The sequence below is a fragment of the Sphingomonas epibiotica genome (assembly GCF_039615155.1).
GTDB lineage: Bacteria > Pseudomonadota > Alphaproteobacteria > Sphingomonadales > Sphingomonadaceae > Sphingomonas.
In genome coordinates this window covers 83,808-97,479 of the sequence record NZ_JBDGHY010000003.1, presented here as the reverse complement: position 1 = coordinate 97,479, position 13,672 = coordinate 83,808, and the positions used below count along the sequence as shown (strand labels likewise).

The 13,672-nt window shown below is 66.5% G+C and carries 12 protein-coding genes; 4 read left to right on the top strand and 8 right to left on the bottom strand.

Annotated elements, in window-relative coordinates; all coding sequences use genetic code 11:
- Positions 1-90: 90 nt before the first annotated feature.
- Positions 91-1,491, bottom strand: a complete 1,401-nt coding sequence (gene dacB, locus AAIO73_RS06885; protein WP_345877006.1) for a D-alanyl-D-alanine carboxypeptidase/D-alanyl-D-alanine endopeptidase — start codon at positions 1,489-1,491, stop codon at positions 91-93.
- An 8-nt stretch (positions 1,492-1,499) separates the two neighbouring features.
- The gene (gene fucP / locus AAIO73_RS06880; protein WP_345877005.1) at positions 1,500-2,804 is read right to left on the bottom strand and encodes an L-fucose:H+ symporter permease; all 1,305 of its coding nucleotides are present in this window, start codon (positions 2,802-2,804) and stop codon (positions 1,500-1,502) included.
- A gap of 134 nt (positions 2,805-2,938) precedes the next feature.
- On the opposite strand from fucP, the gene manD reads away from it, so the two are divergent.
- Positions 2,939-4,156, top strand: a complete 1,218-nt coding sequence (gene manD / locus AAIO73_RS06875) for a D-mannonate dehydratase ManD (protein WP_345877345.1) — start codon at positions 2,939-2,941, stop codon at positions 4,154-4,156.
- Between the two features lie 47 nt (positions 4,157-4,203).
- Here manD and AAIO73_RS06870 read toward each other — a convergent pair whose 3' ends face one another.
- Genes AAIO73_RS06870 through AAIO73_RS06855 form a run of 4 tightly spaced genes read right to left on the bottom strand, consistent with a single transcriptional unit; the run spans position 4,204 to position 7,448 of the window.
- Positions 4,204-4,560 carry an L-rhamnose mutarotase gene (locus AAIO73_RS06870; protein ID WP_345877004.1) on the bottom strand — a complete coding sequence of 119 codons (357 nt, stop codon included), beginning with the start codon at positions 4,558-4,560 and terminating at the stop codon, positions 4,204-4,206.
- Positions 4,545-5,276 carry an SDR family oxidoreductase gene (locus AAIO73_RS06865; RefSeq protein ID WP_345877003.1) on the bottom strand — a complete coding sequence of 244 codons (732 nt, stop codon included), beginning with the start codon at positions 5,274-5,276 and terminating at the stop codon, positions 4,545-4,547. Before AAIO73_RS06865 ends, AAIO73_RS06870 begins: the two co-directional genes overlap by 16 nt.
- Positions 5,273-6,283, bottom strand: coding sequence for an aldo/keto reductase (locus AAIO73_RS06860; protein ID WP_345877002.1), 1,011 nt, complete (start codon positions 6,281-6,283; stop codon positions 5,273-5,275). The genes AAIO73_RS06865 and AAIO73_RS06860 overlap by 4 nt, the downstream gene beginning before the upstream one ends.
- 55 nt (positions 6,284-6,338) lie before the next feature.
- Complete coding sequence (locus tag AAIO73_RS06855; protein WP_345877001.1) at positions 6,339-7,448, bottom strand: S-(hydroxymethyl)glutathione dehydrogenase/class III alcohol dehydrogenase; 1,110 nt, start codon at positions 7,446-7,448, stop codon at positions 6,339-6,341.
- 82 nt (positions 7,449-7,530) lie between these two features.
- Between AAIO73_RS06855 and AAIO73_RS06850 the strand changes: the two genes are divergently transcribed.
- Complete coding sequence (locus AAIO73_RS06850; RefSeq protein ID WP_345877000.1) at positions 7,531-8,085, top strand: septal ring lytic transglycosylase RlpA family protein; 555 nt, start codon at positions 7,531-7,533, stop codon at positions 8,083-8,085.
- Between the two features lie 343 nt (positions 8,086-8,428).
- On the opposite strand, the gene rpsD is transcribed toward AAIO73_RS06850, so the two are convergent.
- Positions 8,429-9,040: a 30S ribosomal protein S4 gene (gene rpsD / locus AAIO73_RS06845; RefSeq protein ID WP_242120630.1), complete on the bottom strand. Its 612-nt coding sequence runs from the start codon at positions 9,038-9,040 to the stop codon at positions 8,429-8,431.
- A gap of 200 nt (positions 9,041-9,240) precedes the next feature.
- Here rpsD and AAIO73_RS06840 point away from each other — a divergent pair, with 200 nt between their 5' ends.
- Positions 9,241-9,546, top strand: a complete 306-nt coding sequence (locus AAIO73_RS06840) for a chorismate mutase (RefSeq protein WP_345876999.1) — start codon at positions 9,241-9,243, stop codon at positions 9,544-9,546.
- Between the two features lie 103 nt (positions 9,547-9,649).
- Here AAIO73_RS06840 and AAIO73_RS06835 read toward each other — a convergent pair whose 3' ends face one another.
- Positions 9,650-10,867 (bottom strand): UbiH/UbiF/VisC/COQ6 family ubiquinone biosynthesis hydroxylase, encoded by a 1,218-nt coding sequence (locus AAIO73_RS06835; RefSeq protein WP_345876998.1) that lies wholly within the window; start codon positions 10,865-10,867, stop codon positions 9,650-9,652.
- A 128-nt stretch (positions 10,868-10,995) separates the two neighbouring features.
- On the opposite strand from AAIO73_RS06835, the gene AAIO73_RS06830 reads away from it, so the two are divergent.
- Entirely contained in the window at positions 10,996-13,365 is a 2,370-nt protein-coding gene (locus tag AAIO73_RS06830) for an FtsK/SpoIIIE family DNA translocase (protein ID WP_345876997.1), read from the top strand.
- The last annotated feature ends 307 nt before the right edge of the window (positions 13,366-13,672 follow it).

Here is a 13,672-nt window from a genome sequence, read left to right as displayed (position 1 = left end):
CTTGGGCTCTACCCGTTCGTCCTGAGTAGCCATTGCGCCTGTCGAAATGGCGTATCGAAGGACTGCACACGCGCCTCGATACGGGCAGGACTACAACCCCGCCGCCACCGCCAGCAACGCCGCATCCATCGCCGCCGTCGCCGAGGTCCCCTCCGGTATGTCATTGGCATACAGAGCAAAGGTCAGCGTCTGCCCACTGGCGGCAGTCATCGTCCCCGCCAGTGCCGATGTGCCCGCCAACGACCCGGTCTTGGCGCGCAGCTTGTCCGCCAGCGCCGTCCCCTTGAACCGTCGCGCCAGCGTGCCGTCGACCCCCGCGACCGGCAGCGTCTCCAGCCACGCCGCGCCCCAAGGTTGCATCCGTGCCCAGCCCAGCAGCGCGACCATCGCCCGCGGCGTTACCCGGTTATAGGTCGACATGCCCGACCCGTCGGACAAATCCCATGCGGTGCGCGGCACGTCTGCCAACGCCATGATTGCAGAGACTTTCTTCAGTCCATCGGCGATCGACCCGCTCCCTTGCACCGCGCCAACCCGGCGCAGCAGCAATTCGGCGTGCAGGTTCTGGCTGACCTTGTTGGTGACCGCTATGTCCTCGCGCAGTGCTCCGGGCTGGGTCTGTGTCAACATCGGCGGCGAAACGCCACGCTGCACGACCGCTCCGTCCTCTGCCGCCCTGTAGGGCCGGTGTCGAACCAGTACCCGCCCGGTCACCCGGACACCCTTGCTACGTAACATCTTCGCCAACTTCCACGCGGCATAATGTGCCGGGTCGTCGATCCCCACCCGGATGCGCTCGCTCGCTCCCCTTGCGACCGTCCCCGACACCCTTAGCAGGTCGCTGCCCGGCATCCGGTCATAGGCGATGGCGTTGCCCGGACCGACCGTCACGCGGTTGTCGATCCGGTAATAATCCGAACCGCTTACCACCGCCTTGCCGTCCTCGACCCCGACGGTCAGCGCCAGTTCGTTGTCGTCCAGCGTCAGCGCGGAGATGCCGGTGCCATAGCGGGTGACGATGTTGTTCCATCCCATGCCCGGCGACCAGCGCTGGTCGGGAAAGGCGCTGTCGTCGCCGATCACGTCCCCAACCACTCGCGTACCTGCCGCCACCGCATCGGCCAGCGTGGAAAGACAATCGCTTGCGCAGTCCTCCGCCGACGACAGCCGCGCATCGCCGGCCCCGACCAGCACCACGTCGCGCCCCTCGATCCGGACCCCAGTCCGCGCGCCGTCCGGACCGTCCATGGGCAAGTTTGCGAAGGCAGCGATAGTCGTGAAAATCTTGGTATTCGAAGCAGGTACGAAGCGATTATCGGCATCGATCGCCACGCGCTCGACCCCGCCCGCATCGCGCACGACCAGCCCGAAGCGCGTGCCCGCCGGCGCCTGTGCCAGCGCCGCGCGCACCGCGGCCTCGACCCCGGGATCGGGTGCCGCCGCGCTCAGCCACAGCGCCGCCCCCGCCATCCCCGCCCGCCGGTATCGCATGCGTCCTCCTATGCTGCCCTTCTCCGCATCGCCAGCGCGAACGCCAGCACGACCGCGAACGATAGGCAGGGTATTAGCATCGCGGTCTGGATCGACAGGATATCGTGGCTCAACAACCCCATAGCCGGGGGGAATAGTGCCCCGCCGATGATCGCCATTACGATCAGCGGCGCGCCCAGCGTCGCCTGCGGTCCCAGGTCGCGTACCCCCAGCGAAAAGATCGTCGGGAACATGATCGACATGAAGAAGCCGGTCAGCAGTAGCGCCCCGATCGCGACCATGCCGCCCGCCAGCGCCGCGACCAGCGTCAAGACGATGTTCGCCAACGCAAATCCCGCCAGCAACCGCGTCGCCGCGATCTTCTGCATCAGCAATGTACCTACCAGCCGCCCGGCAAGGAACAGCGTCAGGCTGATCGACAACAGATACGCCGCTTCGCGCTCGGGCGTGGCGGGACTGAGCGCCTTCACGAAATCGACGAAGAAGCTCCATACCCCGACCTGCGCCCCGACATAGAAGAATTGCGCGACCACCGCCCAGCGGAGCGTCCTGACCCCGATCACCGACTTCAGGCCGGCCAGCGTCCCCCCGCGCGTATCGTGCGCGATATCGGGCAACCGGACCAGTGCCACCGCAAGCGCAATCAGTACCACGACACCGGCGAGCACCAGATAGGGCAGCTGCACCATCTGCGCCTCGCTGGCCCGATACGCTTCGAGTGCGGCAGGGGCCATCGCATCCAGCGTCGTACGGTCATGCTCGACCCCGGAAAAGATGAACAGCGCGCCCATGCTGGGCGCGATCGCGCCGCCCAGGCCGTTGAACGCCTGCGCAAGATTGAGCCGTTGCTCCGCACGCGCAGGATCGCCGAACGCGACGATGTACGGATTGGCCGCCGTTTCAAGGAATGCCGCCCCTGCGGCCAGCACGAACAGCGCCCCCAGAAACCCGGCATATTCGCGCAACTCCGCGGCTGGATAGAATAGCAGCGCGCCGGCTGCGTACAGCCCCAGTCCGGCAAGAATACCGGCACGATAGCCGAAGCGCCGCATGATAATCCCGGCAGGCAGCGCCATGAGAAAATAGCCGAGATAAAAGACGAACTGGATGAATCCGGCCTCGGCCCGGTTCAATGCCAGCGCCTTCTGAAACTGGCGGATCAGGATGTCGTTGAAGTTGTTCGCGATCGCCCAAAGGAAGAACAGGCTGACCACCACCGCGAAACCGACGCCGAACCCCGGCGTGATGAACCGGTGCCCGCCATGGTCGGGTGCTGTATCGGGCGGCGGAGCGGTAATGGTCGGGATCGGCATGACTTCCTCTCTGCCCGGCGATTTCCGGGTTCATTCTTGTCGTTGTTAGCGCTAACGGTCCTCTTAGACGCCGGATGATGCGTCCTTGATATCAGGAGAGTCGGACAGTGACAGGCCCCACCCCAACGTCGTGCATACCGCTCATCATCCGCGACGCACGCGTGATCGTGACCTGTCCGGGGCGCAATTTCGTCACGCTGAAGATCGAGACCGACCAGGGCATCTACGGCATCGGCGACGCGACGCTGAACGGGCGCGAATTGTCGGTCGCGTCGTATCTGACCGACCATGTCGTACCCGTGCTGATCGGTCGCGACGCGCACCGGATCGAGGATATCTGGCAATATCTCTACCGCGGCGCCTATTGGCGGCGCGGGCCGGTGACGATGACCGCGATCGCCGCGGTCGATACCGCGCTGTGGGATATCAAGGGCAAGGCGGCGGGGCTGCCGCTCTACCAGTTGCTCGGCGGTCGCTCGCGTGAGGGCGTGCTGGTTTATGGCCATGCCAATGGCGCCGATATCAAACAGACGGTCGAGACGGTCGGCCGCTATCGCGAGGCCGGCTATCGCGCGATCCGGGCGCAATCGGGCGTGCCGGGGGTCAAGGGCGCATACGGCGTCGGATCGGGCGCGGGCAAGATCTACGAACCCGCCGACACCGCGCTGCCGCAGGAGACTCTGTGGTCGACGCCGGCCTATCTGCGCCACGCGCCCAAGCTGTTCGAGGCAATCCGCGTCGCGCATGGCGAGGAGATCGAGCTGCTGCACGACGTCCATCACCGCCTCACCCCGATCGAGGCGGCACGGCTGGGCAAGGCGCTGGAAGAATATCGACTGTTCTGGATGGAGGATGCGACCCCGGCCGAAAATCAGGAGGCATTCCGCCTGATCCGCCAGCATACGACGACCCCGCTGGCTGTCGGCGAGATCTTCAATTCGATCCATGACTGCCGGACGCTGATCCAGGAACAACTGATCGATTTCATTCGCACCACCGTCGTCCATGCCGGCGGTATCACTCATTTGCGGCGGATCGCCGATCTGGCCGGGCTGTATCAGGTCCGCACCGGCAGCCATGGCGCGACCGACCTGTCGCCGGTGTGCATGGGCGCGGCGCTGCATTTCGACACCTGGGTCCCGAATTTCGGCATCCAGGAATATATGGCGCATGCGCCGGAGACCGACGCGGTCTTCCCGCATGATTACCGGTTCGAGGACGGGTATCTGAAGGTCGGCGACACGCCGGGGCACGGTGTCGATATCGACGAGGCGCTGGCGGCGAAGTACCCGTACAACCCCAAGCAGCTGCCCGTCGCGCGGCTGGAGGATGGTACGCTCTGGCACTGGTAGGTGCGCGTTCCGGCCCGGCCTGTTGCGACAGGGCGGGCCAGGGCGCGTCATGCGTGGTCGGTCAGGCGGAAGATGCGCGCCATCGGTGTCCAGCGGCTGCCATCGGGCGCCTGTGGCAGCGCGCGTTGGAACTGGCCCATCCGCGCTTCCCACGCGACGACGTCGGGGTTGGCGAGGTCGGCGGCGGTCTTGGCTACCGGGTCGAACGCCTCGGTCACGGTCATCGTCATCACCAGGCGGTTGCCCGTGCGCCAGATTTCCATCTGCGAGATGCCGGCATCGCGGATCGATGCCAGGACGGCCGCGGGGACATTGCCCGGCCGATGCCAGTGTTCATACTCGGCGATGGCGGCGACTTCGTCGGCAAGGTCGAGGGTCAGGACATGGATCATGCGTTCGACCATCCGCCATCGATCACATGCACCGCGCCGGTGGTGTAGGACGACGCGTCGGAGGCGAGGTACAGTGCCAGTTCGGCGATTTCCTCCGCCCGGCCCAGCCGGCCCATCGGCTGGCGCGCGGTGAACGAGGCACGCGCCGCTTCCGCATCGCCGGTCGCGGCCATGCGCTCCTCCAGCGAGGGCGACTGGACGGTGCCGGGGCAGATCGCGTTGCAACGTATACCCTGCCCGACGAAATCGAGCGCGACCGACTTGGTCAGGCCGATCACCGCCGCCTTCGACGCGGTATAGACGAAGCGGTTGGGGACGGCGATCACATGGCTAGCGACCGACGACATGTTGACGATCGACCCGCCGCCCGCATCGATCATCGCCGGCAGTAGGGCGCGGATCAGCCGATATTGCGCACGGACGTTCAGGTCGAAGCTGAAGTCCCAATCGGCCTCTTCGGTGGTCAGGATCGTGCCGGCATGGACGAAGCCGGCGCAGTTGAACAGAATATCGACCGCGCCGACACTGCCCGCGAATTGCTTGATGGCCTGTCCATCCATCAGGTCGACGACATGCGCCTCGCAGCCTTCCAACGTCGCCAGCGCCTCGCCGTTGATATCAACCGCCAGCACGCGAGCGCCTTCGCGGGCGAACAGTTCGGCGGCAGCGCGGCCGATCCCTTGCGCGGCGGCAGTGACGATAGCGGTTTTACCGGACAGGCGGGTCATGCGGTCTCCGAAGAAGGAACGGGGGCGTCGGCGCGGACCAGACCGGCGTCGATCAGGTCGTGCCACAGGGCAGGGGGCAGGGGCAGGGCGGCAAGTGCCAGCGACTGGGTGACTTCCTCCGCATCGGCCATGCCGGGAATGACGGTGTCGACTGCCGGATGCGCCATGGCGAATTGCAGCGCCGCCGCCGCCATCGGCACGGCGTGGCGCGCGCAAATCGCGGCGATCGCATCGACCCGGCGGACGATAGTGGCTGGTGCGGCATCGTAATTATAGCGCGCGTTGCCGCCGGTACCGGTGGCGAGGATGCCGGAATTGTACGGCCCGCCAAGAATCAGCCGGACGCCCATCGCCTGACAGCGGGGTAGCAGCGAGTCGAGCGCGCCCTGTTCGAGCAGCGTGTAGCGCCCGGCGAGCAGGATCGCGTCGAGTTCGATCTGATCCAGCAGTTCCTCGCACACCGCGATCTCGTTCACGCCGATGCCGATCGCGCCGGTCACGCCCGCTTCGCGCAAAGCGCGCATCGCTGGATAGCCGCCGTCGAGGAAGGTCGCCATCTGCGCCCCGGCATCGGCACCATGGGTCATGGCCCCCAGATCATGCGCCAGCAACAGGTCGATCCGGTCGCGACGCAACCGGCGAAGGCTGGCATCGAACGAGCGGAGCACCCCGTCACGCGAATAGTCGAACGCGCTCTCGACCGGTTCGGGTGAGACGAACCCCTGCCGCTCCCTCCCCAGATCGCGGTCGGGTACGGGTTGCAGCACGCGCCCGACCTTGGTCGAGACAAAGGCGGTCCCATCCGGATCGCGCTCCGCCAGCGCATCGCCCAATCGCCGTTCGGACAGGCCGAAACCGTAATGCGGGGCGGTATCGAACGCGCGGATGCCGCGATCCCATGCCGCGTCGATCGTCGCCCGGGCGGCTTCCTCGCCGACCGGCCGATATAGATTGCCGATCGCCGCCCCGCCGAAGCCGAGCTTGGCGGGACGCTGCCCTCCGGTCATTGCGTGTCCTCTCTCCGCTTATATTCGCGAAGAAATTTCACCTGTCAAAACGAAATCAGTAGACTACGACCGAGCGGATGCTCTCTCCGGCGTGCATCAGGTCGAAGCCCTTGTTGATCTCGTCGAGCGACAGGACATGGGTGATCATCGGGTCGATCTCGATCTTGCCGTTCATGTACCAGTCGACGATCTTCGGCACGTCGGTGCGGCCCTTCGCCCCGCCGAACGCGGTGCCGCGCCAGTTGCGCCCGGTGACCAGCTGGAAGGGGCGGGTGCTGATTTCCTTGCCTGCTTCGGCTACGCCGATGATGATGCTCGTGCCCCAGCCGCGATGGCACGCTTCCAGCGCTTGGCGCATGACGTCGGTGTTGCCGGTGCAGTCGAACGTATAGTCCGCGCCGCCGTCGGTCAGCGCGACCAGATGCTGGACGATATCGCCGCTGACGTCCTTCGGGTTGACGAAATGGGTCATGCCGAAGCGGCGGCCCCATTCCTCGCGCGCCGGGTTGATATCGACGCCGACAATCATGTTCGCGCCGGCCATCTTGGCGCCCTGCAACACGTTCAGCCCGATGCCGCCCAGCCCGAACACGATGATATTGTCGCCCGGCGCGACCTTGGCAGTGTTGACGACCGCACCGACCCCGGTGGTGACGCCGCAGCCGACATAGCAGCTGGTCTGGAACGGCGCATCCTCGCGGATCTTCGCGACCGCGATCTCGGGCAGGACGGTGAAGTTCGAGAAGGTCGAGCAGCCCATGTAATGATAGATGGGCTGACCCTTGTAGCTGAAGCGCGTGGTGCCGTCGGGCATCAGCCCTTTCCCTTGCGTCGCGCGGATCGCGGTGCACAGGTTGGTCTTGCCCGACAGGCACGACTTACACTGGCGACATTCGGGGGTGTAGAGCGGGATGACATGGTCGCCGACCGCGACACTGGTCACGCCCGCGCCGACCTCGCGCACGATGCCTGCGCCTTCGTGGCCGAGCACCGAGGGGAACAGCCCCTCGCTGTCGAGGCCGTCGAGCGTATAGGCGTCGGTATGGCAGATGCCGGTCGCCATGATCTCCACCAGCACTTCGCCGGGCTTCGGTCCTTCGAGGTCGAGCTCGACAATTTCGAGGGGGCGCTTGGCTTCGAATGCGACGGCGGCACGGGTCTTCATGGGGCGTCTCCTTGGGTGGTCACCGACTAGCGGGCGCGGACGGGGGTCGGCAAGGGGGCGGTGCTGCGCTAAGGGGCGGGCGATGATCCCGCGTTCGCTTCTGCCCTGTGCCGCCCTGTTGCTATCGGCCTGTGCCGGCGGTGATTATCGTCCGGTCAGCGATGCGGTGGTCAAGGTCGGTGTGCCTTACAAAGTGCGCGGGGTGACCTATGCGCCGGCCGCCGATCCGACCTACGACATGCTGGGGCTGGCGAGCTGGTACGGCAGCGAATCGGGTGGGCGGACCGCCAATGGCGAGCGGTTCCGCCCCGGCTGGGTCACCGCGGCGCACACCACGCTGCCGTTGCCGAGCTATGTCGAGGTGACCGCGCTCGACACCGGGCGGCGCATTCTGGTGCGGGTCAACGATCGCGGGCCATTCACCGGGCGGGGACGCATCCTCGACCTGTCGCGCGGTGCAGCCGAGGCGCTGGGCGTGCGCGGGACCGGCGTCGTGCCGGTGCGGGTGCGGGTGGTGGCGCCCGACGAACGCGATCGGGCACGGCTGCGCAAGGGCAAGGGCGCCCGCGAACTGCCGCCGGTAAATGAACGGACGCGCGCCGATCTGCGCGCGCAGTTGCGGGCGAGCGGGCTGTAGCGTCGGTTCAAAGTTCACGAAGTTCACACTAACCACGCTGGTGTTGCGTAGTGTTCGCAATACCGAGCGGCGTTGGGGGAAAAGGCTGGCGAGGTCAAAGAGGGGGGGGCTGGAGAGCCCGTAGTGATACTGACGGCCGTTGGTCGTGTAGGACAGGACCTTTTTCCGACACCCGCAGACGCTCGCGCGACGGCGTAGACGCAAAAAGGGCGGCCCGTTGCGGGGCCGCCCTTTTCGTATCCGCCAGCGCCATGGGCGAAGCCCATGCCGTCGGTCGCTGCCTCGGCAGCGCCGGCCGCTCGCGCTGGGGGTTTGCCTCGGTCCAGCTTTGCTGGACCTTGGCTCAGCGCGAGTAGAACTCGACCACGAGGTTCGGTTCCATCTTCACCGGATAGGGCACTTCGTCCAGCGTCGGAACGCGGTTGAAGGTGACCTTGGTGCCGTCGGCGCCGATATACTCGGGGATGTCACGCTCGGCGAGGGTCTGGGCCTCGAGGACCAGCGCCATTTCCTGCGCCTTGGTGCCGAGCGAGATTTCGTCGCCGACATAGCAGCGGCGCGACGCAATGTTGCACTTCACGCCGTTGACGCGGACGTGGCCGTGGCTGACCAGCTGACGCGCAGCCCAGACGGTCGGCGCGAACTTGGCGCGGTACACGATCATGTCGAGGCGCTGTTCGAGCAGGCCGATCAGGTTCTGACCGGTGTCGCCCTTCATGCGCGACGCTTCTTCATAGGTGCGCTTGAACTGCTTCTCGGTGACGTCGCCGTAATAACCCTTCAGCTTCTGCTTGGCGCGCAGCTGGGTGCCGAAGTCCGACATCTTGCCCTTGCGGCGCTGACCGTGCTGGCCGGGGCCATATTCACGCTTGTTGACCGGGCTCTTGGGACGACCCCAGATATTCTCGCCAAGGCGGCGATCGAGCTTGTACTTGGCGCTGGAGCGCTTCGACATCGTAAATCCAATGCAATTGCAGTAACGTTTGACCATCCGAGTGGACGATCGCGGCTCCCGGTATTCGCCGCCGGTCCCGAGGGGCCGGGGCCACCGCTTCACCGGGAATGCGGGGCCGAATTGCGAAGCGGCGCGCCTAGCCGGATGCCCGGACAGAGTCAAGCTGGACAAGCCGCAGCGCAGCCGTCACAGCGCGGGGCATGACGATCCTGCCCGGCCCCGACTGCACCACCATGACCGAAGTCCGCGCCGGCGTCGATCAGGTCGATCGCGAACTGGTGGCACTGCTGGCGCGACGCTTCGCCTATATGGATGCCGCCGCGCGGATCAAGCCGGCGCGCGCGGCGGTGCGTGACGAGGCGCGCAAGGCCGAGGTGATCGCGAATGCGCGGGCGGCGGCGGCACAGATCGGCGTGCCCGATGCGGTGGTCGCGGACCTGTGGGAGCGGCTGGTCGAGGCGTCGATCGCGTATGAGATGGCGCGGTTCGACGCGACGCGGGGATAGCGCGCAAAGGGTCGGCAACCTTGGTCCCGGTCGCCATCGTCACCCTGATGCAAGTATGGGGTGACGGGTAGAGGGCGGCAGGTGTCGTTCCCTGAACCGCCTCCTACGCCGTAACCCCCTGCAACAGCTTGGGCAGCTTGCCCGTCTCGCCGCGCGCCTCGGCCATGAATGCGGCTTTCAGCGGCGGGATCGAATCGACCGCCGACAGGCCGAAGCGCCGCACCGCGCTCGCCGCCTTGCCCGGAATGCCGAACAGCCGCGTGAGACCATCGGTCGCCAGCGCCACCGCAAAGGTATCGAGACCGCGCCACCGCTGATAGCGTTCAAGCAGATAGGGGTCGCCGAGGTCGAGCCCGGTGCGCTTGCCCTCGACCAGCACCTCGGTCAGCGCCGCCACGTCGCGCAGGCCGAGGTTCAGCCCCTGTCCGGCGATCGGGTGGATGCCGTGCGCGGCATCGCCGACCAGCACCAGCCGCTCGGCGGTAATCCGCGCCGCATGGTGGAAGCCGAGCGGATAGCTCGACCGCGCCGACAGGTTCGAGAGGTGCCCCAGGAACCCGCCCATCTTCTTCGACGCTTCGGCGAGGAAGGCACGGTCCGACAGTTTCAGCATCGCCGGCCGATCCTTCGCATCGACGGTCCACACGATCGCCGAACGATGGCCATGGTCGTCATCCTTCAGCGGCAGGATCGCGAATGGACCCGCCGGATAGAAGATTTCATAGGCCACATTCTCGTGGCTTTCCTCATGCCCGAGCGTGGTGATGATCGCGGCGTGATCGTAGCTCCAGCGCGCGACGCGGATGCCCGCCGCCTCGCGCGTCGGCGAATTGCGACCCTCCGCCGCGATCAGCAGCGGCGCGGTCAGCGTGTCGCCGCCCGCCGTCGTCACCGTCACGCCATGCGCCTCGCGCCGGACGTCGATCGCTCGATCCTGGTAGCGCAAGTCAACCAGCGGCGATGCGTCCGCGGCGTCGTAGATCGCCTGCCGCAACCGCTTGTTCTCGTACATTACGCCGACCGGGTCGTCGGCGGCGTCGGGGATGAAGTCGAGCTTGCCGGGTTCCAGCCCGTCGGTCGCGCGGATCGCTGCGATCGGACAGCCCTCGTCGCCCAGCCCCTCGGCGATGCCGATCGCTTCGAACATGCGGTGCGTCGCGCTGGCAATGGCGGAGGCGCGCCCGTCGAAGCCCGGCGCCAGCGTCACTGCCGGATCGGCGGGATCGAGAATGATCGAGCGGAGGCCGTGCACGCCCAGCGATACGCCGAGCGTGCTGCCGACCAGCCCGCCGCCAAGGATGATGACGTCCGCCTGTGCCATGAAACCCGTCCCATCCTTAACCTATGTCCATCGCGACTTAGGGTGTGGTGCGGTTCACCGCAACGCCGCCTTGACGGCGATGCCCGGCGCGGCGCACATCGGGGCGGTATCGAACAAGGGTGGAACGAATGGCGACGAACGCGCAGCCGATGTTGTGGCGCGACGCGATGAAGGCGGGCGTGAGGCGCAGCGGCGCGATGATCGGGGCGACGTTGCTGTTCGTCGCCATGCTGCTGATCGCGATCGCACTGGCCAGCTATTCCTCGGCCGACCCGTCGTTCAGCACCGCGGCGGGCGGACCGATCACCAACAAGCTGGGATCGCCCGGCGCGCATCTGGCCGATCTGTTGCTGACGTTGGTCGGCGTGCCGGTGGCGATGCTGCTGCCGCTGGGCCTGATCATCAGCGTCCGGCTGTGGCGCGACGTGCCCGTCGGGCCGTGGCCGCGTATGGTGCGCGACTGCCTGATCGGCGTGCTGTTGATGGGCACGACGCTGGCGTTCGTGTCGGGTGAGGCGATATTGTCATTGCCCGCCGGCTATGGCGGGGTGATCGGCTGGAGCGTCGCGGCGGCGGTGCAGGGGCTGATTCACCTGATCAGCCAGCCCGATATCGAAATCTGGATCATCCGCGTGGTGGCGCTGGCGACCGGGCTGTTCGGCATCTGGCGCTGGGCCAAGGGGCTGACGATCGAGATTCCCGACGGCACCTTCCGCATGCCGAAATTCGAACGGCGCGCGCGGGCGGTCGATGCCGACACCGGCGAGATCGCCTATGACGACGACGATGCGCCGTTCGATGCCGCACCCAGCCGCTTCGTCGCCGATACCGAGGAAGAGGACGAAGACGAGGCGCCCGCCCGGCCGCAACCGCGCCGCGTTGCCGAACCCGACAATCGCGCGCCGCCGGTCATCGCTGAACGGGCCGCATCACCCGCGCTCGCCAGCGCACCGCGCCCGGCGAGCAGCGAGGGGCGCGACAATTTCGCGCTGCCCGCGATCGACCTGCTGGCACCCCCGCCCGAATCGAGCGGCCCGTCGATCGACAAGGCCGCGCTGGAGCGCAATTCGCGCCTGCTCGAAAGCGTGCTCGACGACTTCAACGTGAAGGGGCAGGTGGTGAAGGTCGCGCCCGGCCCGGTCGTCACCATGTACGAACTCGAACCCGAACCCGGCATCCGCGCCAGCCGCGTCATCCAGCTGGCCGACGATATCGCCCGCAACATGTCGGCGATCTCCGCGCGCGTCGCGACGATTCCGGGGCGCACCGTGATCGGCATCGAACTGCCCAACCAGCGGCGCGAGACGGTTTCCCTGCGCGAACTGATCGCCAGCCAGGCGTTCGCCGACCAGAATGCGCAACTCCCCATCGTGCTCGGCAAGAATATCGCCGGTGATCCGGTCGTCGCCGATCTGGCGCCGATGCCGCATCTGCTGGTCGCGGGTACCACCGGTTCGGGCAAGTCGGTCGGCCTGAACTGCATGATCCTGTCGCTGCTCTACCGGCTGACCCCCGACCAGTGCCGGATGATCATGATCGATCCGAAGATGCTCGAACTCAGCATGTATCGCGGCATCCCGCATCTGCTCGCCGACGTCGTTACCGACCCGCCCAAGGCGGTGCGCGCGCTGAAATGGGCGGTCGAGCAGATGGAGGATCGCTATCGGATGATGGCGTCGATCAACGTCCGCTCCCTCGCCAGCTTCAATGAAAAGGTCCGCGCCGCGATCGCCAAGGGGCAGAAGCTCGGCCGCAAGGTGCAAACCGGCTATGACGCCGAGAACGGCACGCCAATCTATGAGGAAGAGACGCTCGACCTGACGCCGCTGCCGCAGATCGTGGTGATCGTCGACGAACTTGCCGACCTGATGATGACCGCGGGCAAGGAAGTCGAATTCCTGATCCAGCGCCTCGCGCAAAAGGCGCGCGCGGCTGGCATCCACCTGATCATGGCGACGCAGCGTCCCTCGGTCGACGTCATCACCGGCGTCATCAAGGCGAATTTGCCGACGCGCATCAGCTTCCACGTCACCAGCAAGATCGACTCGCGCACCATTCTTGGCGAACAGGGGGCGGAACAGCTGCTGGGCCGCGGCGACATGCTCTACATGCCCGGCGGCAAGGCGCTGGCGCGCGTCCACGGCCCGTTCGTCAGCGACGACGAGGTGCAGGCGGTGTCCGATTTCTGGCGCTCGCAGGGCGCGCCCGACTATATCGACGCGGTGGTCAACGAGCCGGAAGGCGATGCCGGCTTCAGCCTCGACGGGGCGCCGACCGGCGACGACAGCCCCGAGGAACAGACCTTCCGTCAGGCGTGTCAGCTGGTTGCGGAAAGCCAGAAGGCGTCCACCAGCTGGCTCCAGCGCCAGTTGCGCGTCGGTTACAACTCGGCGGCGCGGCTGATCGAGCGGATGGAGAAGGAAGGGCTGGTGTCGCGCCCCGACCATGTCGGGCGGCGCGAGGTGCTGATGGACGCGGACGGGCGACCGACGGGGTAAGGGGGCTGCTTCCATCCCCATCCGTTCGGTTCGAGCAGCTTCGAGCTTGTCGAGAAGCGTCCGTCGAGAACCCGGTCGCTTGGGGGGCCCTTCTCGACTTCGGTTCTCGACAGGCTCGAACCTGCGCTCGAAGCGAACGGGGTAAGTGGAGCAGGAGGGGGGCAATACCCTCCACCACGTTCGTCCTGAGTAGCCATTGAGCTTGTCGAAATGGCGTATCGAAGGACCGTTCGCAGCCAAGTGCTTCGATACGGGCCTTCGACAAGCTCAGTCCCACTCAGCACGAACGGGTGGGGGCGGCACAGGG

Coding starts and splice junctions, on each gene's coding strand:
- dacB (WP_345877006.1), bottom strand. CDS start 1,491: ATGCGATACCGGCGGGCGGGGATGGCGGGGGCGGCGCTGTGGCTGAGC.
- fucP (WP_345877005.1), bottom strand. CDS start 2,804: ATGCCGATCCCGACCATTACCGCTCCGCCGCCCGATACAGCACCCGAC.
- AAIO73_RS06870 (WP_345877004.1), bottom strand. CDS start 4,560: ATGGTCGAACGCATGATCCATGTCCTGACCCTCGACCTTGCCGACGAA.
- AAIO73_RS06865 (WP_345877003.1), bottom strand. CDS start 5,276: ATGACCCGCCTGTCCGGTAAAACCGCTATCGTCACTGCCGCCGCGCAA.
- AAIO73_RS06860 (WP_345877002.1), bottom strand. CDS start 6,283: ATGACCGGAGGGCAGCGTCCCGCCAAGCTCGGCTTCGGCGGGGCGGCG.
- AAIO73_RS06855 (WP_345877001.1), bottom strand. CDS start 7,448: ATGAAGACCCGTGCCGCCGTCGCATTCGAAGCCAAGCGCCCCCTCGAA.
- AAIO73_RS06850 (WP_345877000.1), top strand. CDS start 7,531: ATGATCCCGCGTTCGCTTCTGCCCTGTGCCGCCCTGTTGCTATCGGCC.
- rpsD (WP_242120630.1), bottom strand. CDS start 9,040: ATGTCGAAGCGCTCCAGCGCCAAGTACAAGCTCGATCGCCGCCTTGGC.
- AAIO73_RS06840 (WP_345876999.1), top strand. CDS start 9,241: ATGACGATCCTGCCCGGCCCCGACTGCACCACCATGACCGAAGTCCGC.
- AAIO73_RS06835 (WP_345876998.1), bottom strand. CDS start 10,867: ATGGCACAGGCGGACGTCATCATCCTTGGCGGCGGGCTGGTCGGCAGC.
- AAIO73_RS06830 (WP_345876997.1), top strand. CDS start 10,996: ATGGCGACGAACGCGCAGCCGATGTTGTGGCGCGACGCGATGAAGGCG.